The organism is Paenibacillus artemisiicola (assembly GCF_017652985.1).
GTDB classification, from domain to species: domain Bacteria; phylum Bacillota; class Bacilli; order Paenibacillales; family Paenibacillaceae; genus Paenibacillus_Z; species Paenibacillus_Z artemisiicola.
In genome coordinates, this window is sequence record NZ_JAGGDJ010000027.1 from 47,341 (window position 1) to 69,427 (window position 22,087).

Here is a 22,087-nt window from a genome sequence, read left to right on the forward strand (position 1 = left end):
TCATCCGGTTGAAAAGGATAGGCCTTCCCGCAGATAGGGCACACGGTTGGATTGAACGGCCCGCTGCGCACGCATCCGTCAGGTCTTCCTTGCCCAAAGCATGCAGCATTGGCATGAGCATGTCCTTGGAGCAACCAAAGAATAATTGACGAGCTCCTTGCCCACGCCTTGAGCGACAATTCTTTAAAAGGATGGAAGGATGTGAGAAAGGCGATATCTGCTGATATCGCCTTTCTTATGTCCTTTTATTAGTCTTGCCTTGTTTGACGAGAATCGCGGGCTCCAATTTTATGCTTATGGGGAGAGCAGTTCTCTGGTATCCATGAATTACCACAGTGCTTTTTACAATGCGATTACTGTGAGTTGATATAACTATGATGAACGTAGAAATAGATTGCAGACAGGAGTGGAACAATGTCTAAGTTTTTATTCGCTGCCATGCCGATTCAAGGGCATATCAGTCCGGGTCTCCCGATCGCGAAGCGCTTGGTTGAAGACGGACATGAGGTCATGTGGTACAGCACTTCCAAATATAAGGGGAAAATCGAAGCGACTGGCGCGCGGTTTGCGCACGTGCAGTCGGCTAAAGATTTGGACGATAGCCGGTATGAAGATTGGTTTCCCGAAAGAAGTAAGTTTCAGGGAGTAAACCAAATGAAATTCGATTTAAAGCACATTTTCTTCGGAGAAATGCCCGCCTATGCCGCGGATATCGCCAAGCTATTAAAGGAGTTTCCCGCGGATGTAGTAGTCATAGATGCCGCATTTACCGGGATGCTGCCGTTGAAACTAACGGGCAAAGCTCCTAAGATAGCCGCTTATGGGGTCTTCCCCTTGACTTTAAGCAGCCGCGATACGGCGCCTTTCGGTCTTGGGATTCAGCCTAACGCAAGCGCAGTCGGTCGAATTCGCAACAAATTGTTAAACGTATTGGTTGAGAACGTCATGTTCGCGGATGTGCAAAAACATGCGAATAAATTATTGTCCGACATGCACGCGCCGAAGCTGCCGTACTCCGCGCTGACAGCACCCGCGCTGACAACCGATCTGGTTCTGCAGGGGACGAGTCCTTCCTTCGAATATCCTCGGAGCGATATGCCGAGCATCGTTCGGTTCGTTGGTCCGTACTTGCCCGCTAAACCAACCGGATTTTCCCCTCCCCCATGGTGGGATGAGATGAAGGATCGTACGGTGGTACACGTCACCCAGGGGACGATCGCAAATCAGGATTTCGGTCAATTGCTTATTCCTACTATACAAGCTTTAGCCGAAGAAGACGTCCTGGTTGTGGCCACGACGGGGGGGAGGCCCGTATCGGACGTGGATATTCCATTGCCGAATAACGTTCGATTGGAGAGCTTCGTTCCTCATCATGAATTATTGCCGCATGTAGACGCGATTGTGACGAACGGAGGTTACGGCGGCGTACAGCAGGCGATCTATTATGGCGTTCCGATCGTCACCGCCGGTAAAACCGAGGATAAGCCGGAGGTGTGCGCGCGCGTCGAATGGTCGGGCGTAGGGATCAATTTGAAGACCGATCGTCCGACGAAAGAGAAAATCTTGCATGCAATAAAGCAAGTGATTAATGAGCCCCAATACAAGAGGAACGTAACGCGTTTGTCCAAGGAGTTCCGACTGATGGACGCGATCGAGAATACAGTGAAGGAATTAGAGAAGCTTGTAGTTTCCAAGTAAGCGACAACGGCGCGCGCAGATTAAACCCCGATCGAAGCGAAGGCTGTCTCTCCGTCATCCTGGATGTCGAAGAGACAGCCTCTTTTACTTGTCGCTAGGAATTATGATCTCACCTGCATTCCTTAGGTACGGCGGCGATGTATAGTTCTATAAAATATAATCGAGCAGCGTCTGCACGAAATGATTGTCAGGTGATGCATGCCCATTCAGTAATCGGTACCAGATTGGCCCATAACATAGATCGGCGAAGAGCTCAAAATCGGTTTCTTCGGGTATCTCTCCTCGCGCGATGCCACGCTTCAGTAGTTGATAGAGCTTATCCCTTCGAGAGGCGATGAACGTTTCGCGAAAGGACACCGCGAAGCTAGCATCCAATTGCGCTTCTGCCATTAGACAACGCACGACTTCGCCGGCCCCGCGTTTGGGTCTTATGCTGAAAACACGCCGGTCGGCAGAGTCTGCGTCCTGTTTCAAGAAACTGAAAATTCGGTTAAAAATTCAATTTAGCGTTCGCCGTTCAGTTGCTTGAGGAGGGAACGCTCGTTTGAGTTCTTTCGCACGTATGCAGTTGCATCGCTGAAAGCAATTCGGCGGAGATTACCATTTTAGATAGGCCATCGTTTCTAAGGCAATCCGGGCGCCCCGTCAGGCGCCCTTTTTTCGTCGTTAGAATGATACGGCGAACCTTAGGCGGTCGCCGGAGCTTCCCTACAGTCGGCGGCGAGGGTCAATGACTTGACTTTTTCTCCAGTACCTCCACTCTCGCCTGCACTCCTTCTGCAACTTCCTTCGGTATTTCCCTGACCTTGATATCCCCGCCTAAGAAAAGCAGCCAATTGGTGATTTCGGCCAATTCATCCGGATGATGAACATGGATGAACGTCTTTAAGATCGCCGTGGTTTGATAAGGATTCGTGTAGGAAATCGTGATGTTTAACGGATGGTACTTCTTGAACTGGGCGATCGCCTTGGGACCGAGCTCGAGGACCAGGTTGCTGGCTTCTTCCTGCTTGCCGAGTTGTTCGACGATCTTCTTCTTGCTGATTCTTGTTTTCCCGGAGTATGGTTTGACGTCGGTGAGATGATCGACGGGGATAATCCGCCTCTTGTTCTCCTCGAGGTCGAAGCCTTCGATTTGCCAAGCGCTTTTCTCGCGATAGAGGCGCAGGAGATAGATGGCATACGACGTTGTTCTTCTTCCTTCTTCGACGGAAACCGCTAGGTAGCAGTCTTTCAGAAGAATCCGGATGAGTTGCTCCAGCATGGGATGGGGCAGATCCGATAGATCAAGCAGGTCGGGATTATAGGGGTTGGTGCCTTCGAAGAGCAGGATTTGATTTAGCAGCACCAGATCGTCTTGCTGGTTTTGCGAGAGGAGGCCGAGCAACTTTTCCGCTAAAGAGTGGCGGCTCTTGAGATAAGGGAGCTGCAGATTGCGCGTGGCCATGAAGGCGATAAAAAGCGCTTTAATCTCATTATCGGTAAAGCGGACCGTGGGCAGGACGGAGTTGTTCATGACAAAATAACCCCCGTCCCGCCCGACTTCGGCGACGAGCGGCATGCCCATCGCTTCGATTTCCCTGATGTCCCGAATCGCCGTCGAACGGGAGATGTTGAACTCCCGCATGATTTCCGAGATGGTAAAATGGGCGCGGTTGTTGATGTACCGCATGAGGATGTTAATCCGTTCTACTTTTTTCATCGGGCCCTCTAAACAGGTTCATTTTTTGACATGATTACTGGTTATTATAAACTCATCAAGCGGAAAAACAAAGGATCAGAGGAGGAAATGAAATGAGTACGATTACCGGCAATGAAACGACCGGCAAGGAAACGAGCGTGAAGGTTGAATCCCGCTTTACCGGAAGGACGGCCGCTTATTGGACTGTCACCGTCATGCTCGCCTGCTCGATTGCGTTAAGCGGGATCGGGCAATTGATGCGATATGGCGGCAATGTCGAGTTGGTGACCGCTATTGGTTTCCCGTTATATATCACGAACATTCTCGGGACGTGGAAATTGCTTGGCGTCCTTGCGATCGTCCTGCCAGGCTTCCCCCGGCTCAAGGAATGGGCTTATAGCGGTATCTTTTTTCTCATGACGGGCGCGGCCTTATCCCATGCGTTCGCCCATGACTACGGCGATGGCGGGTTCCATGTTCTTCTTCCGATGTTCTATGCCGCGCTCTGCATGGCCTCCTGGGCGCTGCGTCCGAATAGCCGCAGACTAATCGGCAACCGCTAAACAGTATCGCATTCTGACACGGTTTAAGGGTACTATAAACCTATCAAGCGGATAAACAAACCAATCCAACCATTCGGAAGAGGAGCTGGAATCATGGCAACGCATGCTTTTGAGGAAAAAGACGGCTTTATCGTTCTCGGTATCGGAACGGAGCTGAAGAGCGATTACACGGATTATGCCGGCATGAACAAGGAGAAGGAAGACTTCTGGCGGGCTATGGAGCAGGATGGAAGGCTTGACGCGTTAAAGGCGATTGCCGCGAACGACTACATGTTTGCCGTGAACGAAGCGGTCAATCACAAGATGATGTATTACGCTGGCGTGATGACGGATTCATCGGTACCGGAAGAACACCGGGTGATCCAATTCCCTAAGGGACAATACCTTGTCGTTAAAGGCGAAGGGAAGTCGGCCGACGAGCTCAGTGCGATGCTTACCGGCATTGCTTTCGGTCAAGTCTTGCCGGCAGCCGATCATTACGCTTATGTCGGCGGGCCCAATGCAACGGTTGAGATGGGGCAGCGGGACGGCTTCGTATACGGGGAGATGTGGGTTCCGGTCGTGAAGAAGTAATCGAAATCAGAAGGAGGCATGAGAATGTCCACGATCGTTGATTTTAAGCATGTGTCTGCGGCGGGTCTGGAAACCTCGCCGGTAGCCGAAGCGCTAGCCGGTATGCGTGCGAACGAGGCGCGTTACTTCATGAACAAATACAAGCACGCCTTTACGGTCGTACCGGCCGCCGAAAGCCGGGAGACGCTTGATTATGTGGAACGGGTTTTGAAAGAAGAGCGCGGCATCGCGTTTGCGGCCCAACCGCTGGAAACCGCGCGTTTTCAAGTCGAAAATATCAGATGGGCCTTCGTCTTCTATGAGGACGGTCTAGCGGTCAACGTCCTGTATACGGTGGATGATCCCAAGAAGCGGGCCGTAGGGTTCAAGCTGTCCGAGGGGATGGAAGTGCCGAAGGAGCTGGAAGAGAAGAAGTTCAAATTCGCAAGACAGAAGTCCAAACTGGCCGGGACCATTCGAGGTTCGTTCTTCGTCATTAAAGGAGAGTATTGAAGCGATCAAGCCGTCGGGACAAAGAATGACCCTGCGGCAAGCAAAATTCACAAAATTTAATCATGACGCTTGGCGGCCATAGAGCCGCCATTTTTTTTCGCCGATAGACCGGTATAGGGGAGACGGATCATCTTTTCTAAAGAGTGCGCCGATCACATAGACAGGAACATCGCCCGCGTATACACTGGGTGTACATTCATGAAGGCGTCAGGGCGGGAACCCATGAAAGCGATCGCAAGAAGGGCAATGTCGTCGTGAGGATGCAGGTCGATGCGAAACAATTAAAAAAATTCAGCCTTGCTTGTAGAAATCGCCATACCTGAACCGACATCATAACGAATCCCAAATCCAATGATGAAAGAGGAGGCGTTTTGCATGAGTTACACGTTGATGTTTTTCGAGAGCCAGGAGGATTTTGCCGCACGGACGGACCCGGCGCGGCAGCAGGATTACCTAGCCGGCTGGACGCACTACGTGCATGCGTTGCGGGAGGCTGGAATCGCGGTATTCGGTGCGGGGCTCCATGCCCCGGAGACGGCGGCCACGATGAAGCGCCGCGGCGGCGAGCTGGCGGTGCAGGACGGGCCATTCCCAGAGACGAAGGAGCAGCTCGGCGGGATCTTCGTGATCGATGTGCCGGACCTGGACACCGCCCTCTCGTGGGCGGCCCGAGGGCCGGTCGCGACGGTCGAGGTTCGGCAGAACCTTCCCGCGCTGTAGTCCGCCCGATGAGCGCGCATCAGGTCATTGAAGCAACGGCACGGGAGGCCTATGGGCGGCTGTTCGCCTACCTCGCCGTCCATTGGCGGGATCTGCAGGCGGTGGAGGATGCCCTCGGCGATGCGTTTGTCGCGGCGCTGGAGGCGTGGCCCCGGATCGGCGTGCCCGATAAGCCGGAGGCGTGGCTCATGACGGCCGCCCGCCGGCGGCTGATCGACCGTGCCCGGCATGCCCGCATCGCGGAGAACGCGCTGCCGACGCTCCATGCCCTGTCCGAGGACGCGCAGCGCCTGACGGCTTCGACCAACGCGTTCCCGGACGAACGGCTGCGGATGATGTTCCTCTGTGCGCATCCGGCCATCGATCCCGTGATGCGGACGCCGTTGATGCTGCAAACCGTGCTTGGCCTTGATGCGGCTCGCATTGCGTCTGCCTTCGTCGTCAAGCCTTCGACCATGGGCCAGCGGCTGACGCGGGCAAAGGCCCACATTCGCGCCGAACGCCTCACGTTCGAAATGCCGGATGCCGCAGAAATTCCGGAGCGTCTCGATGCCGTGCTGGAGGCGATCTATGCGGCGTACGGAAGCGGGTGGGACGAGGCCGCCATGGCCGGCTCGTCCGGTTGGCGATTGGCGGAGGAAGCGATCTATCTGGCCAGGCTGCTCGTCCAATTCACGCCGAACGAACCGGAGGCGTGCGGTCTGCTCGCCCTCATGCTGCACTGCGAGGCGCGCCGCGAAGCGCGGCAGGATGAGGAGGGGAATTACATCCCCCTCTCCGAGCAAGCCTGCGCGCGATGGGACCAACGCCGCATCCTGGAGGCGGAGCAATATTTGCATATGGCCTCGCAAGCCGGCCGGATCGGTCGCTTTCAGCTCCTGGCCGCGATTCAATCGGTGCATGCGCAGCGGTTGCGGACGGGGCGAATCGAGTGGGAGGCGATCGCGCAGCTCTACGAGGGTCTCGTGCGGCTGCACCCTACGCTGGGCGCCATTGTCGGCCGGGCCGCGGCGGTCGCGGAGGCTTACGGCACGGCGCGCGGCATGGCCTTGCTGGACGTCGTGCCGGCCGCCGAAGCGGCGGCTTACCAGCCCTATTGGGCGCTCGCGGGGCATTTGTACAAGCGCATGCATCGCCGCGAAGAAGCCCGTTCGGCGTACGGCCGGGCGATCGGACTCAGCACGGATGCGGCCGTGCGGCAGTTTCTAAGCCGTCAAGCCGCCGAGATATAACGCAGGTGGCTAACCGCGGCTAACGGCAGCCACGAAACGAAGATTTCCGAAAGGCACCTTGCCGAAGGTGCCTTTTTCGTTTTCCGTGGAAGGAAGCCGTGCCCGCCGGTCGAATAGTAATAGGAATATGCGGAAAGCGTTATCATGGAGAGCGAACATGCCTTTTCAAGCAAAGGAGATGAGCGTGTGCCGAACAAAAAGACGAACCCTGCGGATGTGATCGGTTATTGCTGCCTGCGGTTCCCGGTGACGGATTTGAAGGCGTCCGTCGCGTTTTACGGCGAGGTGCTGGGCTATGACTTGGTATCGGCGGACTATGCGTTCGGCGAAGCGCATATTGCCCTGAAGAACGGCAATGGACCGAGTATTTTCCTGATGGAAACCAAGCCGGAAGCGATCGCGCCGCTGCGGTTTGAATTTCCGCGGCCCTTCTGGGTCACGAACGGCCAGAGGCAGGTGACGATGATCGAGCTGTTGACGAACGATCTGCTGGCGCTGCATGAACGGGTTCAACAGGCCGGCGCCCGGATAGATGCGGAGCCTGCCTTTACGGAAGAATTCGGCTATTTCACGTTCTATGATCCGGACGGGCATTTTTTTCGGGCGGTGGAAGAGCGGGGCGAGTAACGGCCGACGCTTGCGCGAACAGGCGCGGCTAATGGCGGACCGTAATAATCACGTTCCCCTTCTTGCGCTCGGTTTCCACGTACCTGTGCGCTTCCGGCAGGAGCTCCAGCGGGTAGCGGCGATCGATCACGGCCTTCAGCGTTCCGTGCTTCGCGAGCTCCATGAGAAAAGCCAAGTTCGCTTGGTTTTGCATCAGACCGGCCGTTGCGAAAACGGCCTTTTTGCCGTTCGTCAGGGACGTGCGCATCATCTGCAGCAGGATGGACAGGCTCGGCACGGTGGTCAGATAGAGGCCTTTGGCCGTAAGCGCGCGCTTGCAGGCCGGGAAGGAGCGTTTGCCTACGGCGTCTAATAGGACGTCATAGGCGGCATGCGCCTGCGTGAAGTCCTCCCGGGTATAATCTACGACGTCATCCGCGCCCGCTTGGCGGACCAACGCCTCGTTGGCGGCCGAGCAGACGCCGGTGACTTCCGCGCCGTAGTACTTGGCTAATTGCACGGCGTAGATGCCGACGGCCCCGGAGGCGCCGTTGATCAGCACGCGCTGACCGCTCCGCAACTTGGCCTTGTCTCGCAGAAACGTCAATGCGGTCGCGCCCCCGTCGCAGATGGCCACGGCTTCCTCATACGCGATGTTGTCCGGTATGCGCGCGAGCGGGCTGTCTTCGGGCAGACATTTATAGTCGGCGTACGCGCCGAAGGTTTTGGGACTGAGCCCGAGCACGCGGTCCCCCGGTTTAAAGCGCGTGACCTCCTTGCCGACCGCTTCGACCACGCCGGCTAATTCGGTGCCGCCGATGCCGAATCTCGGTTTGGACAGCCCGTAGAGCCACTTGATCATCACGGGGTCGCCCTTGCGAAACGCGCAGTCCGACGGTCCGGCCTTCGAGGCGTGGATTCGAATGAGCACGTCTGTGCGACCGGGCGACGGCGTCGCGACTTCCTGCAGGGCAAGCACGTCCGGCGCACCATACGCGCGTTGAACCATGGCTTTCATGCGTTTCCCTCCGGTATTTGTTATCGTTTTACGGCAGCGGACGTTTACAGGAGATGCCCTCTTGTTAGAAAATGGATAGAGAACGAACGGACGAAGAGGGGATGGAGCGATGCGGGACCTCTTATATGCGTACTTGTCGAAATGGACTTCTCTTCAGGAGGACGAACAAAGGGCCATCGTGAACGAGATTCGCGTCGAGGCCTTCAAGAAGGGCACTGTGCTGATCCGGCAGGGAGAGGAGCCGGCCTATTGTTATTTCATCCTGAAGGGCTGCGTCAGGGAGTACGCGATCGACGAAGCGGGGAATGAAGTCACGTCGAACTTCTACACCGAAGAGCAGGCTATCGCGATCTTCAACCATCACAAGGCGGACAAGTCGTCCCCCTGCACCTTCATCTGCGCGGAAGATTCGGCCATGGTCGTCGGCGACCTGGACACGGAGCAGGACATGTACGACAAGCATCCCCAGCTGGAAACGATGACGCGCCGGATGATCGAAGCGAACTTCGGTCAGGTCCGGGAGGAATTCGCGGCGTTCCTCGCTTCGTCGCCCGAAGAACGTTTCCGGACGCTGCTCCGGAGACGGCCGTCGCTCCTCGACCGCGTCCCCCAGCATCAATTGGCCAGCTATCTCGGCATGACGCCGGAGTCGCTGAGCCGGATCAAGAAGCGAATCGGCCAAGGCTCCGCTGATCCGACGACCTGATTGTAGGCCTATACGATGAAAAACTGCTTGCGGAAGGTTAAGTACTGGTTACAGTCTAACGAGGGAAAGGTTCGCGCGCATTGACTTAAGTCAAGGGACGAGCGCGAACGTTAGCCGAAGGATCATATCGAATTCGAGGAGGTAGCCGCCATGCCGATGACGGAGGACCGCATCACGATCGTACCCGCGAACGAGGCGTCTTGGGAGGACTTGGAACAGGTGCTGGGACCGGTGAAATGCCATTCGGACCGGTGCTATTGCCAGCGGCACAAGATTTTGAGCGCGGAGTGGCGCCGGATCGATGACGACGAACGCGCCTTCCTGCTGCGCGCGCAGACCAACTGCGGCAGCCCGGAGGCGGACACGACCAGCGGCCTGGTCGCGTACCTGGACGATGAACCCGTCGGCTGGGCCGCGATCGAGCCGCGCGGGGTCTTCGCTAATCTGCTGAGGAGCCGCATCCTCTGGGCGGGGCGGGACGAGGACAAGCAGGACGAAGGCGTCTGGGCCGTCACCTGTTTCATCGTGCGCAAGGGCTATCGCCGGCGCGGCATCATGTACGCGCTCACGCAAGCGGCGGCGGACTTCGCGCGGCAGCGGGGCGCCCGCGCCCTCGAAGGGTATCCCATGAGCACCGTGCCCGGCAAGGAGATTACATGGGGCGAGCTCCACGTCGGCAGCCGGAATGCTTTCGCCGCGGCCGGCTTCCGCGAGGTGACCCATCCGACGCTTCGGCGGTTCGTGATGCGGGTGGATTTTGAATAGCGGCTAAGCTAGGAGCGCGTATGACTCGGCGGCCACTAGAATTGGCAAATCTCGCTCTATGGAGAGGGTTTCCACCCGCCTGCGCCGAAATAGGTGTCGAATCTTGGTGTTCTTCTCTAGCAGTCTAGGCGAACGCCGGTTGGGCATAATGAGAGAGTAGGAGGGATGGCAATGGCGTATACCGTTGATTTCAAAACCGTGTCCACGGTCGGGCTGGAGTCCTCGCCGGTGGCCGAGGCGCTGGCCGGCTTGCGCGCGAACGAGGCCCGCTATTTCATGAACAAATACAAGCACGAATTCACGGTGGTGCCCGCGAGCGAGAGCCAGGAGACGCTGGACTACGTGAACCGCGTGCTGCAGGAGCGCGATATCGCGTTTGCGGCCAAGCCGCTGGAGACGTCGCGGTTTCAAGTGGAAACTATCAAGTTCGCCTACGTCTTCTACGAGGACGGGCTGTCGATCAATGTCATGTACACGGTGGACGACGCGAAGAAGCGGGCCGTCGGGTTCAAGCTGTCCGAGGGCATGGACGTGCCGAAGGAGCTGGAAGGGAAGTTCAAGTTCGCGACGCAGAAGTCCAAGCTCGCCGGCATCATTCGGGGTTCTTACTTCGTCGTCAAAGGCGAATACTAAGCCTTCGAGCCTGAACGCGCAAGCCGCATGCACGTCATGTACAAGCCTCTATTCCTACACCGGAATAGAGGCTTTGTTCGTGAGGTCTCCGACGCCTCGGGCAGCCGGCACAAGTCGCGCTTATGATACGGAGGCGAGCGGATTCGCGATCGGGGGCGAAAAAGCGGTACAATACAAGGGACACGCCATTCCCGAGCAGATGGCCGCCGAAAGCAGGAAACGCAGCCTCAGCGAAATCATCGAAACCGGCAAAACCGGCAATACCAGCGAAACCAGTGAAGGAGATTTTCAAAATGAACCACATCCAAGACAACCGCTTCATGTTAAGCGAAGACGTCGATTACGAACAAACGATGTTCGGCGCGCTCGGCATGCAGATTACCGAATGCACGGGGGACCGCGTCGTGGCGACGATGCCCGTCGGTCCGGCGACCCGCCAATACTTCGGCGCGCTGCACGGCGGCGCGTCCGTGGCGCTGGCCGAGACGGTCGCGAGCGTGGGCACCTACCAGCTCATCGACAAGGAGAACCAGCTGGCCGTCGGCATGGAGATCAACGCGAACCATATCCGCTCGAAGCGGGACGGCATCGTGACCGCCGTGGCGACGCCGCTGCACAAGGGGCGTACGACGATGGTTTGGGACATCAAGATTTCGGACGAGGACGACCGGCTGATCTGCGTCTCCCGCTGCACCGTCGGCATCATTCCGAGAGCGCGCTAGCCGGATCGGAAACGCCCTGGAAGGCCGATAAATGCCGATTAAGCCCGTGGAAAGCGATAATAGCCGAAAAGCCGATGAAAGCTCCCTCAAGCGAGGGAGCTTTTGCTTTTCTAATATGAATCGGAAGGTCTCTGTCAGGCCTCTCGATGCATCCGGCACAGCGGCAAGCACCGTTATTCAATGCTGCTTTTCAAAGCTTGATACATGTTGGCCGTGTGCTGGTCGACCTCGTCCCGCGGCATGCGCAGGCGGCCGACGGAGGAACCGTAGCCGATCTCCGGCTGGCCTTTCTCCAGGCCCTTGAAGATCCCGTCCGCGAACGCATCGAGCGGTTCGCCGTGGACATGCAGCCCCGTACCGCCCAGATCCGTATTGACGGCCGGAGGCGCCACTTCGATGACCTCGACGGACGTCTCCGCGAGCTGATGCCGCAAACTCACGGTGAAGGAGTGGAGCGCCGCCTTAGTGGCGGAATAGACCGGCGCGATCGCGAGCGGGGTAAACGCCAGCCCCGACGTCACGTTGATGATCGCCGCCGAATCTTTCGCGGCGAAGTGGGGCGCGAACAGCATGGCGAGATGGATCGGCGCTTCGAGATTCGTGGCGATCTCGCCGGCGTAATGCGGCCAATTGTCCTTGGCATCGGCCTTCAGCACGTGAAAGCGCTGCTGGATCCCGGCGTTGTTCACCAGGACGTTCACGTCCGGGTAGTGCGTCGTGGCCCACTCGAACAAGGCCGCGCGCTCGGATTCGCCGTCCAGATTCGCCGCATGCGTCACGAGGCCGGGGACCTGCTCCTTCGCCTGCCGTAGGACGTGCTCGCGCCGGCCGGTCACGATGACCGTGTTTCCCGCTTTCACGAAGCGTTCCGCGAAGGCGAGTCCGATGCCGGAACCTCCGCCTGTGATCAGGATCGTATTTCCCGTGAGTTTCATGGGCAGTTCCTCTTTTCTAACGAAATTTTTGCTTACGGCCGTGCTTGGCAAGCCGGCATGCAGGGGCGGGAGCTGGCGCATGGATGCGAATTCCGGCATGCTTGTCCCGCAGCGGCCCGCGATCTTCGGAAGCAATCCTGTGCTCCGCCGCAGGAAACGCATCCTGCTGTTACCAATAGGATACGCCTTGCACCGCGGTTCAAGTCAACAAATTTTCGTTCGCCGCCGGAGCGAGGGGACCCGTCGCGCTGGGAGACGCCCTGTCCTTTTACCCTGATTCAGGGCCGTACCCCGAAAATTCATAGTCTATTAGTCCCTTATACCCCAAAAATCTAACGTTTGTTGACTGCATTCTCAAGTTTGTTGTCTAGAAGAGGGCATGCCATATTCTTTACAATTACATCAATCGGATACTGAATGCGCTTACTGAAAGCGCGTGCTGAAAGCGTGTACACCTGTGAAACGCAAGCAAAAGCAAGGAGTGGGGCGAATATGGACATGAAGACCGGGCGCAAGCGCGCGCGAACGCGCTGGCGCACACAAGATACCGAACTTACGCTGCTGGCCTTACCGACGACCGTCTGGTACATCTTGTTTTGTTTCCTGCCGATGTTCGGCCTCGTGATCGCCTTCAAGGATTTCAAGATTCGCGGGGGCTTCCTGAGCAACGTCATCCATAGCGATTGGACCGGGTTCAAGAACTTCGAATTCCTGTTCAAGTCGAACGACGCCTGGGTCGTCATTCGCAATACGCTGGGCTACAACCTGATCTTCATCGTGCTCGGCATCGCGGTGCCCGTCACGCTGGCGCTGATGATCGGCCAGCTGCACAGCGGCAAGGCCGGGAAGTTTTATCAGACGCTGATGTTCCTGCCGTACTTCCTTTCCTGGGTCGTGGTGTCCGCCATCGTGTGGGCGTTCCTGAGCTTCGACAAGGGGATCGCGAACCAGTTCCTGACCGGCCTGGGCAAGGACCCGGTCAACTGGTACATGGAACCGAGCTACTGGCCGTACTTCCTGGTGTTCATGAACGTCTGGAAGGGCCTTGGCTACGGCATGGTCGTCTACCTGGCGACGATCACCGGCATCGACAACACGTACTACGAAGCGGCCGTCATCGACGGCGCCTCCAAGTGGCAGCAGGCGCGGTTCATCACGTTGCCGCTCATGAAGCTCGTCATCGTGATGATGTTCATCCTCGCCGTCGGGCGCATTTTCTACACGGATTTCGGCTTGTTCTTCCAAGTGCCGCGGGACTCCAACTCGCTGTTCAACGTGGCGACCACGGTCGACGTGCTGGTGTATAAGCAGCTGAAGACCGCGACGGTCGGCATGGCGTCCGCCTCCGCGTTCGTCCAATCCGTGCTGGGCTGCTTGACCATATTGCTGGCCAACTGGATCGTGCGTCGCGTCGACCGCGAGAGCGCCATGATGTAAAGGAGGATGCGGAACATGTCATCAAGCGCGAAATACGAGTCGGGTCTCGATAAGTTCAACCGAATCAAGCCCGGCACCAACCTGCTGTTCAACCTGATCTTCATAATATTGGCTCTGCTCTGCCTCATCCCGGTCCTCGTAGTCCTGTCCATCTCGCTGAGCAGCGAGGATTCCATCCGGAACGGCGGCTATCATCTCTTCCCGACGGCGTTCTCCGGGGAGGCGTACCAATACATCATCAACCAAGGGACAATGATCATGAAGGCGCTCGGCGTCTCCGTGCTCGTGACCGGCGTCGGCACGCTGCTCGGCGTAATGCTGACGACGTCGATGGGGTACGTGCTGTCCCGGCCGAATTACAAGCTGAACGGGCTGCTGACCTGGATCGTCTTCATCCCGATGGTGTTTAACGGCGGCCTGGTGTCCAGCTACTACATCAACTCCAACCTGCTGGGCCTGAAGGATACGGTCTGGGCGCTGATCCTGCCCCTCGCCGTCTCGTCGTTCAACGTCATCATCTGCAAAACGTTCTTCCGCAGCACGATTCCGGACGCGCTGATCGAATCCGCCGAGATCGACGGCTCGAGCCAGCTGCGCATCTTCTTCTCGATCGTACTGCCGATCTCGCTGCCGGTCCTGGCGACCATCGGCCTGTTCCTCTGCTTCGCCTATTGGAACGACTGGTTCCAGTCCATGCTGTACATCGACAACCAGAACCTGTACTCGCTGCAGGCGCTGCTGAACAGCCTGATGACCAACATCGACGCCTTGGCGAAGAACGCGTCCGTCATGGGCGTGAGCTACGCGGAGCTGGTCGCCAAAATGCCGAAGGAATCCGCGCGGATGGCCGTCGCCATCGTCATCGTGGTGCCCGTGGCCATCGCGTACCCGTTCTTCCAGAAGTACTTTATCTCCGGTCTGACGATCGGCGCCGTGAAAGGCTGATTCCGAAATAAACCGGCTTCGTCCGGTTTATGATACCCGCCGCGCTTAGCGACGGCGGGACAGCAAGCCGAAGCATCCGCAGCACGATTCAAAGCAAGCAGAATTCCAGGAAGCACGATCAAAGGGAGGAAAAACGGATATGAAACAGACAAAGAAAAAATTAATGGCCGTCGGCGCCGCGGCGCTCTTGACGACCGCGCTCGCGGGCTGCGGCTCGAACGCCGACTCGGAGACGGGCAACAACGCGCCGGCTAATGCGAACACGCCAGCCAATACGTCGGCTAACGCGGACACGAACGCGAACAAGCCGGCATCGGGCGACATCCCGACGCTGGTCTGGTGGACGATCGGCGGCCAAATGCCGGCCAACTTCGACAAAGCCATCGCCGCGATGAACGAGTACACGGCCGAGAAAATCGGCGTGAAGATCGACATCAAAGTGGCAAGCTGGGGCGATTGGGACACGAAGATCAACACGGTCGTCAACACCGGCGAACCTTTCGACATCATGTTTACGAATAACAGCAAATACAGCCAGCAAGTCAACATGGGCGCGTTCGCCGACCTGACGGACCTCGTTCAGAAGGAAACGCCCGACCTGTACAACCTCATTCCGCAGAAGGTATGGGACGGCACGAAGATCGGCGGGAAAATCTATTCCGTACCGACGTATAAGGACTCCTCGCTTACGCAATACTGGGTGTTCGACGACAAATACGTGCAGAAATACGGCATCGATACGGCGAACATCAAGACGCTGCAGGATCTCGACAAGCCGTTCCACGACATGAAGGCCGGCGAAGGCAAGAGCTTCTACCCGCTGCCGATGACGCAAGGCGGATTCAACGGCTTCTTCAACAGCTACGACGACATGACCCTCGGCCTGCCGCCGATCGGCGTGAAAGCCGACGACGCGTCCCGCAAAGTCGTATCCGTGCTGGAACAGCCGGACGTCATGGACGGCCTGAAGCTGCTGCATAAGTGGTACCAAGACGGCATCGTCAACCCGGACGCGCCGACCAAGACCGAAGCGGACAAAGGACCTGCGTTCTTCGCGGCCCAAGCGTTCCCCGGCGCGGAAACGACGTGGCAGATCAACGAAGGCGTCGCGAAGTACGACATGTTCCAAAACTTCGGCCCGATCTACACGACGAGCACCATCCAAGGTTCCTTGAACGCGATCTCGGCGACTTCGAAGTATAAGAGCGAAGCGCTGAAATACCTGCAATTGGTCAACACCGATCCAAAGCTGCGCAACATGCTGGCCTTCGGCGAGCCGGGCGTCGACTACAACAACGTGGACGGCGAGAAAGTCGTCGAGCGCACGACCGACACGTGGCCGCTGGCTGCCTACACGCAAGGCACGTTCTTCGACCTGGCCGTGACGAAAGGCGCGCCTGTCGATCAATGGGATCAAGTGAAGAAGCTGAACGAGCAAGCCACGTCCTCCTCGACCCTCGGCTTCGCGCTGGACATCGGCAAGCTGGGCACCGAAGTGGCCAACACCAAAGCGGTATGGGACAAATACAAATACGAGCTGCTGACGGGCGCATCCGATCCGGAGAAAGTCATTCCGAAGATCGTCTCCGAGCTGAAAGCCGCCGGCATGGATACGATCACGAAGGCCGCCCAAGAGCAAATCGACGCGTACTTCAAATAAGCCAACCGCGGTAAATCGTAAGCCAAGCATGCAAATCGACACCCGGAAAACCCGAACGGCAAGCGGCCGTTCGGGTTTTTGCCACAAATTACGGGATTGCATTGGGGCAAGATGAAGTAATATGGTTAAAAAAAGCGGGGTGCGACAATAGCCTATTGCAAAGGAGACGCCGCATGCGTTCATTTCTGCAAATCAAGATCTATCGCGGCAAATTCATTGCATATGCGGTATTCGTGGTCTTCATCGGCCTGACGCTCGGCGCGCTTACCTGCGCGATCCTGCTGGATCAGTGGGTGGGCAATGCCCGCAACGAAGCCGCAGGTGCGTACACGCGGGTGGAAAGCGGCCTGCAGTACGACTCCGACCGCGTCGAGGCGTTCATGCAGCGGGTCTATTCCAACAGCGGGCTGGTGTCCGACATCCGCAGCTTCTTGGGCCATAGCGCGGAAGGGTACCTGACGAGCAGGCTGGAGGGCAGCCACTACAATCGGCCGCTCGTGTCCTTCCCCGACGATATGAAAGCGTTCCTAAGCAACGGCGGCAAGGGCGACATCACGCAGATCAGCCTGCATACCGAGCGCGAGGGCAACGTGGTGAGCTTCGACAGCAACGGCAACACGAGCTTTCAATTCCGCCTGCCCAACACGGACGGCATGTTCGCGGAGACGATCCAAAAAGGCTTCGTGTACCATAAAAAGTTTTCCGATCCCAATCAAATCTCCCGCCAGCTGGGCGAATTCCGGTTCCTGGTCAGCAGCGACCGGATCTTCAAGGCGGCGCAGAACTACCGCCTGGATCAAGCGGGTGCGGTCAGCGCGTCCGGCGACGTGTACTTGATCGCCGGCAGCGGCCGCGAGACGGAGGCGCTCATTCGCCGGGCCGTCGCGGACGGACGGACGCACGGCTTCCTCTCGACGGGCTGGATCGACCGCGCATACTTCGTCGCGTACCATTCCAACGAGTTCGATTACCGGTTCGTCAGCATCGTGGACTTGGCCACGCTGATCCGGCAGAAGGCGAACGTGCTGCTCATCGTATTCCTTGTCGTGCTGGCGGCGATGATCTGCGTCCTGCTGCTCATCGTGTACAACCTGCGCGAGGACGCGAACTTCCTGCGGCGGATCATCTCCTCCATCGGGCGCGCGAAGACGGCGGACTTCACGCCGGTCAGTCCGGCGCGTTACCGGCGCAACGAATACGGCATGATCGCGCGGGAGCTGGACGACATGATTCATCAGCTCGACCGGCATATCCGCACCAATTATTTGCTCAAACTAAAGCAGCAAGAGACCGAGATGAAAGCGCTTCAGCATCAGATCAATCCGCATTTTCTGTATAATACGCTCGAGGTGATCCGTTCCTCCGCGCTGGTGAACAGCGCCGACTACACCTCCGACGCCATCGCCACCTTAGGCGCGCTGTACCGCGACATCGTGAAGAACGACAACATGATCTCGCTCGGCAGCGAGCTGGACTTGCTCCAGAAGTACTTGAAGATCATGGAATTCAAATATCCCGACCGGTTCTATTATCAGTTCCACGTGGAACAAACGCTGTTCGCGCTGCCCACCGTAAAGTTCTGGCTGCAGCCGCTCGCGGAGAACTTCTTCGTGCACGGCTTCAATCCGGGGAGCGAGTTCAACCTGCTGCTCGTGAACGGCTGGGAGGAAGAGGAGCGGTTCGTGCTGGAGGTCGTGGACAACGGCAGCCGGATCTCCGACGCGCGCTTGACCGAGATCCGGAACAAGCTGACGAGCGGCGACGACGCTCCGGGGGACAGCATCGGGCTGCGCAACGTGTATACAAGGCTTCGCTTCTTCTACGGACCGGGCTTCTCCATGACCATCGACAACAACGAAGAAGCGGGCGTTCGGATAGCCGTAATCCTAACCAAGGAGGCGATTAGAGATGTACAAGCTGCTGATCGTGGATGACGAGCCGCAAATATTGGAAGGCATGAAGCGGACGCTGGACTGGGCCAAGTACGGCTTCGGCCAGATCGAGACGAGCGAGACTTACGAGGGCGCGATCTCGAAGGCGGTGGAGCTGCTGCCGGACCTCGCGATCTTCGACGTGTGCATCGGCAAGCAGCGCGGCTATGACGCGATTCATAAGCTGAACGAGCTGCGACTGCCTTCGAAATACATCATCATGAGCGGCTACGGCGAGTTCCAGTACGCGCTGGAGGCGATCCGCTGCGGGGCCAAGGATTATCTGCTCAAGCCCGTCGACCGCTCGAAGCTGCAGCAGTTGGTCGAGAAGATCATCGTCGAGGATCTGAACGGCACGGTGGAGGGCGCGGAGCGGGACGACGTGGACACGGACCCCGTGCTCGGCGTGCGCTACGACAGCCTGTCCAAGCTGACCAACCGCATCCTGCTGATCGTCAAGGCGGAGTATGCCCAGAACCTGAGCTTGAAATCCGTCGCGGAGCGGTTCCGCATGAACGGCACGTACCTGGGGCAGCTTTTCCTCAAAGAAACGAACAAGAAGTTCTCGGAATACCTGATGGCCTACCGGATGCTGCGCGCCCGGGAACGCATCCAATCCACGGACGAGAAAATCATGTCCGTCGCGCTGTCCGTCGGCTATCCGAACCTGAACTATTTCTATTCGCATTTCCATTCCTATTTCGGAAAATCGCCTTCGGATATGCGGAGAAAGGATTAACGCGCCCATGCGACTTCCACGGAACCTGCACCTGCGCCGTCTCGCCGCGGCCTTCGCACTCGTCCTGATGCTGCCGCTTGCCGGCTGCTTCTCCTCGCCCGGCGACGGGGAGAGCCCCGCGGCGTCCGGCCACGCGGTGAATTTGATCTACTATACGATCGGGGATCCCGACAAGGACCTCAAGCAGGTCAACGATAAGATCAACGAGGTGCTGGCCAAGAAGATCGGCGTGACGGTCACGTACATCAAGGTCGGCTGGCAGGAGTACGAAGACCGGCTGAACACCCTCGTGTCGGCGGGCACGCCGTTCGACGTCGCGTTCGCGCCGGAGTATTCGACCTACGCGCAGCGCGGCGCGTGGCTGAAGCTGAACGACTACCTGTCCACGGTGGGGAAGGAGATGTACGACGCGATCGACCCGGTGTTCTGGGAAGGCGTGCGCATGGATGACGGCGGCATCTACGGCGTGCCGACCAACAAGGAGCTCGCCGTGCGGGATCAGTGGATGTACCCGGAGGCGCTCGTGAAGAAGTACGGCATCGACATCTCCAAGTACACGACGCTGGCGTCCCTCGAGCCGCTGCTCCGGATGATCAAGGAGAAGGAGCCGGCCTACCAGCCGATGGAGCTCGACAAGGACTCGCAAAACTTCTTCGCCTTGGACGGCTACCAGTACGTGGCGGAGAAGACGCTGCCGCTCATGATTCGCGTGCTGGATCCCAAGGCGTCGGTCGTCAACATCTTCGAGACCCCGGAAGCCCGCAAGGTGCTGGACCTGCTCCGGCGCTACTACGTGGCGGGCTATATCAACGAAGACGCGGCCATGCGCGAGAACCAAGGGCTGCAGCCGGGCACGCCGGTCTTCTGGAAAGCCGCGGGCGGCGGCCCGCTGTCGGAGAACAGCTGGAGCAAGGACCGCGGCTACAAGCTGGTGGCGTATCCCGTCACCCCGGCGCTCATTACGACGGAGTCCACGCGCGGCGGGGTCATGGTCGTCAGCGCGGATACGAAGCATCCCGTGGAGGCCGTCAAGTTCCTCAATCTGCTGAACACGGATCCCGAGGTGCGCAACCTGTTCAACTTCGGCATCGAAGGCGTGCATTACACGCTGGACGGCAAGGGCCAGGTGGTGCCGATTCCGCCCAAGGACGAGAACGGCCATCCGATCCCGGACGCGCAGCCGAGCTACGCGGGCGTGCAGTATACGCAGGGCAACTGGTTCATCCTGAAGACGATGGGCGGGGAGTACCCCGATCCGCTCGACAAGTGGGATCAGTTCCGCGCCGCCAACAAGGAAGCGGTCGAGTCGAGCACGCTGGGCTTTACGCCGGACCTCTCCCGGCTGCCGATCCAGGTGCAGAACATTCAGATGGTGTGGGAAAAATATTTTCCGAGTCTGATGACGGGCAGCGTGGACGTGGATGCGGTGCTGCCGAAGTTCAATCAGGAGCTCCGCCAGGCGGGCATCGACGAGGTGCGGACCGAGGTGCAGCGGCAGCTGGACGCCTGGCGGGCGGCGCATCAATAGGCGGCTGGGCAAACGTATCCGGGCGGATGCGGCCCGGTTCGCGTCCGGCTCCGCAGGGGCGGAATCGGCGTTCATTCGGGATGCCATGCGGCAGATCGGGGTACTATTCCTTCCTGCAGGCGGACGAAAAGCCGGCCGGACGCAGCGAGCCGCCGACTCCTTCCTCGATTTTGGTGTATAATGCAAGGAGGAAGTCTCCGCATGGACGGAAGGCTTGAAGAAGGAGAGCTTTATGACATTCGAACAATTGAAGTTGATTCCCCCGATTCTGAAGGCATTGACCAAGGAAAATTACGCGCAGCCGACGCCGATTCAAGAACAGGCGATTCCGCCGGTGCTGGCCGGACGCGACCTGTTCGGCTGCGCCCAGACGGGGACGGGCAAGACGGCGGCATTCCTGCTGCCGATCCTCCAGCTGCTGAACGCGAAGCAGGGCCGCCCGGGCGGCAAGCGTGTCATCCGCTCGCTCATTCTGACGCCGACGCGCGAGCTGGCGATTCAGATTGCCGATAATTGCAAGGCGTACGGACGCTTTATGAATTTGCGAAGCGACGTCATCGTGGGCGGCGTCTCGCAGAAGGCGCAGGAGAACTCCCTGGCGCAGGGCATGGATATTCTGATCGCGACGCCGGGCCGGCTGATCGATCTGATGAATCAGGGGTACGCGGACTTGCGGCACGTGGAGATTCTCGTGCTGGACGAAGCGGACCGGATGCTCGACATGGGCTTCATCCACGACATGAAGCGCATCATCTCTAAGCTGCCCGCGAAGCGGCAGACGCTGTTCTTCTCGGCAACGATGCCGGACGAGATCACGTCGCTCGTGAATTCGCTGCTCACGAACCCGGTGAAGGTCGAGATCACGCCGGTCTCTTCGACGGCGGAGCGCATCGAGCAATCGCTCTACTACGTGGATAAGCCGAACAAGCTGCAGCTCCTGATCGACATTATGCAGGATAAGTCCATCGCGAGCGCGCTCGTGTTCACGCGGACGAAGCACGGCGCGGACCGGGTGGTGCGGGGCCTCGTGAAGGCGAACATCACCGCGCAGGCGATTCACGGCGACAAGTCGCAGAACGCCCGCCAGTCCGCGCTGAATAACTTCAAGAGCGGCGCGACCCGTCTGCTCGTGGCGACGGACATCGCGGCGCGCGGCATCGACATCGACGAACTGTCGCATGTCGTCAATTTCAACCTGCCGAACATTCCGGAGACGTACGTGCACCGGATCGGCCGCACCGGCCGGGCGGGCCTCAGCGGGATCGCGATCTCGTTCTGCGAGTTCGAGGAAATCCCGTACCTGAAGGACATCGAGAAGCTGATCAAGAAGAAGATTCCGGTGATCGAGAACCATCCGTATCCGATGACGATGACGGAGCCGGAACCGGCGGCGGTCGGAGCGGGCAGAGCCGGCGGCGGGGTTCGCGGCGGCGCGCAGTCCGGGGGCGGCAACGGCGCCGGACGCGGCCAGGGCGGCGGCTCTGGGCGCGGCGGCGGCAACCA

General features: G+C 58.5%; 22 protein-coding genes. 18 read left to right on the forward strand and 4 right to left on the reverse strand.

What is annotated here, in order from left to right; translation table 11 throughout:
• The first annotated feature begins 414 nt into the window (after nucleotides 1-414).
• Nucleotides 415-1,698 carry a glycosyltransferase gene (locus I8J29_RS23095; protein ID WP_208849816.1) on the forward strand — a complete coding sequence of 428 codons (1,284 nt, stop codon included), beginning with the start codon at nucleotides 415-417 and terminating at the stop codon, nucleotides 1,696-1,698.
• A gap of 147 nt (nucleotides 1,699-1,845) precedes the next feature.
• Here the strand turns inward: I8J29_RS23095 and I8J29_RS34675 are convergent, their stop codons facing one another.
• The gene (locus I8J29_RS34675) at nucleotides 1,846-2,172 is read right to left on the reverse strand and encodes a TetR-like C-terminal domain-containing protein (RefSeq protein WP_420831151.1); all 327 of its coding nucleotides are present in this window, start codon (nucleotides 2,170-2,172) and stop codon (nucleotides 1,846-1,848) included.
• Nucleotides 2,173-2,425: 253 nt separating this feature from the next.
• Nucleotides 2,426-3,400 (reverse strand): helix-turn-helix transcriptional regulator, encoded by a 975-nt coding sequence (locus I8J29_RS23105; protein WP_208849818.1) that lies wholly within the window; start codon nucleotides 3,398-3,400, stop codon nucleotides 2,426-2,428.
• A 92-nt stretch (nucleotides 3,401-3,492) separates the two neighbouring features.
• Here I8J29_RS23105 and I8J29_RS23110 point away from each other — a divergent pair, with 92 nt between their 5' ends.
• From I8J29_RS23110 to I8J29_RS23135, 6 genes are all read left to right on the forward strand, one after another.
• On the forward strand, nucleotides 3,493-3,942 hold the full coding sequence (locus I8J29_RS23110; RefSeq protein ID WP_208849819.1) for a DoxX family protein: 450 nt from the start codon (nucleotides 3,493-3,495) through the stop codon (nucleotides 3,940-3,942).
• A 93-nt stretch (nucleotides 3,943-4,035) separates the two neighbouring features.
• A complete protein-coding gene (locus tag I8J29_RS23115; RefSeq protein ID WP_208849820.1) occupies nucleotides 4,036-4,515 on the forward strand; it encodes a GyrI-like domain-containing protein in 480 nt (159 codons plus the stop codon).
• Nucleotides 4,516-4,539: 24 nt separating this feature from the next.
• On the forward strand, nucleotides 4,540-5,007 hold the full coding sequence (locus I8J29_RS23120; protein ID WP_208849821.1) for a phage tail protein: 468 nt from the start codon (nucleotides 4,540-4,542) through the stop codon (nucleotides 5,005-5,007).
• A gap of 375 nt (nucleotides 5,008-5,382) precedes the next feature.
• Nucleotides 5,383-5,727 carry a YciI family protein gene (locus I8J29_RS23125; protein ID WP_208849822.1) on the forward strand — a complete coding sequence of 115 codons (345 nt, stop codon included), beginning with the start codon at nucleotides 5,383-5,385 and terminating at the stop codon, nucleotides 5,725-5,727.
• 8 nt (nucleotides 5,728-5,735) lie between these two features.
• Nucleotides 5,736-6,959, forward strand: a complete 1,224-nt coding sequence (locus I8J29_RS23130) for an RNA polymerase sigma factor (RefSeq protein WP_208849823.1) — start codon at nucleotides 5,736-5,738, stop codon at nucleotides 6,957-6,959.
• A gap of 186 nt (nucleotides 6,960-7,145) precedes the next feature.
• Entirely contained in the window at nucleotides 7,146-7,586 is a 441-nt protein-coding gene (locus I8J29_RS23135) for a VOC family protein (protein ID WP_208849824.1), read from the forward strand.
• Nucleotides 7,587-7,614: 28 nt separating this feature from the next.
• Here the strand turns inward: I8J29_RS23135 and I8J29_RS23140 are convergent, their stop codons facing one another.
• Nucleotides 7,615-8,583, reverse strand: coding sequence for an NAD(P)-dependent alcohol dehydrogenase (locus tag I8J29_RS23140; protein ID WP_208849825.1), 969 nt, complete (start codon nucleotides 8,581-8,583; stop codon nucleotides 7,615-7,617).
• Nucleotides 8,584-8,692: 109 nt separating this feature from the next.
• Between I8J29_RS23140 and I8J29_RS23145 the strand changes: the two genes are divergently transcribed.
• From I8J29_RS23145 to I8J29_RS23160, 4 genes are all read left to right on the forward strand, one after another.
• Nucleotides 8,693-9,289 (forward strand): Crp/Fnr family transcriptional regulator, encoded by a 597-nt coding sequence (locus I8J29_RS23145; protein WP_208849826.1) that lies wholly within the window; start codon nucleotides 8,693-8,695, stop codon nucleotides 9,287-9,289.
• Nucleotides 9,290-9,439: 150 nt separating this feature from the next.
• On the forward strand, nucleotides 9,440-10,054 hold the full coding sequence (locus I8J29_RS23150) for a GNAT family N-acetyltransferase (protein ID WP_208849827.1): 615 nt from the start codon (nucleotides 9,440-9,442) through the stop codon (nucleotides 10,052-10,054).
• Nucleotides 10,055-10,225: 171 nt separating this feature from the next.
• Nucleotides 10,226-10,687, forward strand: a complete 462-nt coding sequence (locus I8J29_RS23155; RefSeq protein WP_208849828.1) for a phage tail protein — start codon at nucleotides 10,226-10,228, stop codon at nucleotides 10,685-10,687.
• A 293-nt stretch (nucleotides 10,688-10,980) separates the two neighbouring features.
• Nucleotides 10,981-11,409 carry a hotdog fold thioesterase gene (locus I8J29_RS23160; RefSeq protein ID WP_240546421.1) on the forward strand — a complete coding sequence of 143 codons (429 nt, stop codon included), beginning with the start codon at nucleotides 10,981-10,983 and terminating at the stop codon, nucleotides 11,407-11,409.
• A gap of 173 nt (nucleotides 11,410-11,582) precedes the next feature.
• Here the strand turns inward: I8J29_RS23160 and I8J29_RS23165 are convergent, their stop codons facing one another.
• Nucleotides 11,583-12,344: an SDR family oxidoreductase gene (locus I8J29_RS23165; RefSeq protein WP_208849829.1), complete on the reverse strand. Its 762-nt coding sequence runs from the start codon at nucleotides 12,342-12,344 to the stop codon at nucleotides 11,583-11,585.
• 492 nt (nucleotides 12,345-12,836) lie between these two features.
• On the opposite strand from I8J29_RS23165, the gene I8J29_RS23170 reads away from it, so the two are divergent.
• From I8J29_RS23170 to I8J29_RS23200, 7 genes are all read left to right on the forward strand, one after another.
• Nucleotides 12,837-13,781 carry an ABC transporter permease gene (locus tag I8J29_RS23170; protein ID WP_090642208.1) on the forward strand — a complete coding sequence of 315 codons (945 nt, stop codon included), beginning with the start codon at nucleotides 12,837-12,839 and terminating at the stop codon, nucleotides 13,779-13,781.
• A gap of 15 nt (nucleotides 13,782-13,796) precedes the next feature.
• Nucleotides 13,797-14,726: a carbohydrate ABC transporter permease gene (locus I8J29_RS23175; RefSeq protein ID WP_208849830.1), complete on the forward strand. Its 930-nt coding sequence runs from the start codon at nucleotides 13,797-13,799 to the stop codon at nucleotides 14,724-14,726.
• Nucleotides 14,727-14,865: 139 nt separating this feature from the next.
• Nucleotides 14,866-16,386 carry an ABC transporter substrate-binding protein gene (locus I8J29_RS23180; protein ID WP_208849831.1) on the forward strand — a complete coding sequence of 507 codons (1,521 nt, stop codon included), beginning with the start codon at nucleotides 14,866-14,868 and terminating at the stop codon, nucleotides 16,384-16,386.
• A 173-nt stretch (nucleotides 16,387-16,559) separates the two neighbouring features.
• Nucleotides 16,560-18,320 carry a sensor histidine kinase gene (locus I8J29_RS23185; protein ID WP_208849832.1) on the forward strand — a complete coding sequence of 587 codons (1,761 nt, stop codon included), beginning with the start codon at nucleotides 16,560-16,562 and terminating at the stop codon, nucleotides 18,318-18,320.
• Complete coding sequence (locus I8J29_RS23190) at nucleotides 18,295-19,056, forward strand: response regulator transcription factor (RefSeq protein ID WP_090642215.1); 762 nt, start codon at nucleotides 18,295-18,297, stop codon at nucleotides 19,054-19,056. Before I8J29_RS23185 ends, I8J29_RS23190 begins: the two co-directional genes overlap by 26 nt.
• A 7-nt stretch (nucleotides 19,057-19,063) precedes the next feature.
• Complete coding sequence (locus I8J29_RS23195) at nucleotides 19,064-20,584, forward strand: ABC transporter substrate-binding protein (protein ID WP_208849833.1); 1,521 nt, start codon at nucleotides 19,064-19,066, stop codon at nucleotides 20,582-20,584.
• A gap of 232 nt (nucleotides 20,585-20,816) precedes the next feature.
• Nucleotides 20,817-22,087, forward strand: a 1,271-nt coding sequence (locus I8J29_RS23200) for a DEAD/DEAH box helicase (RefSeq protein WP_208849834.1), incomplete at its 3' end; no start/stop codon positions are given.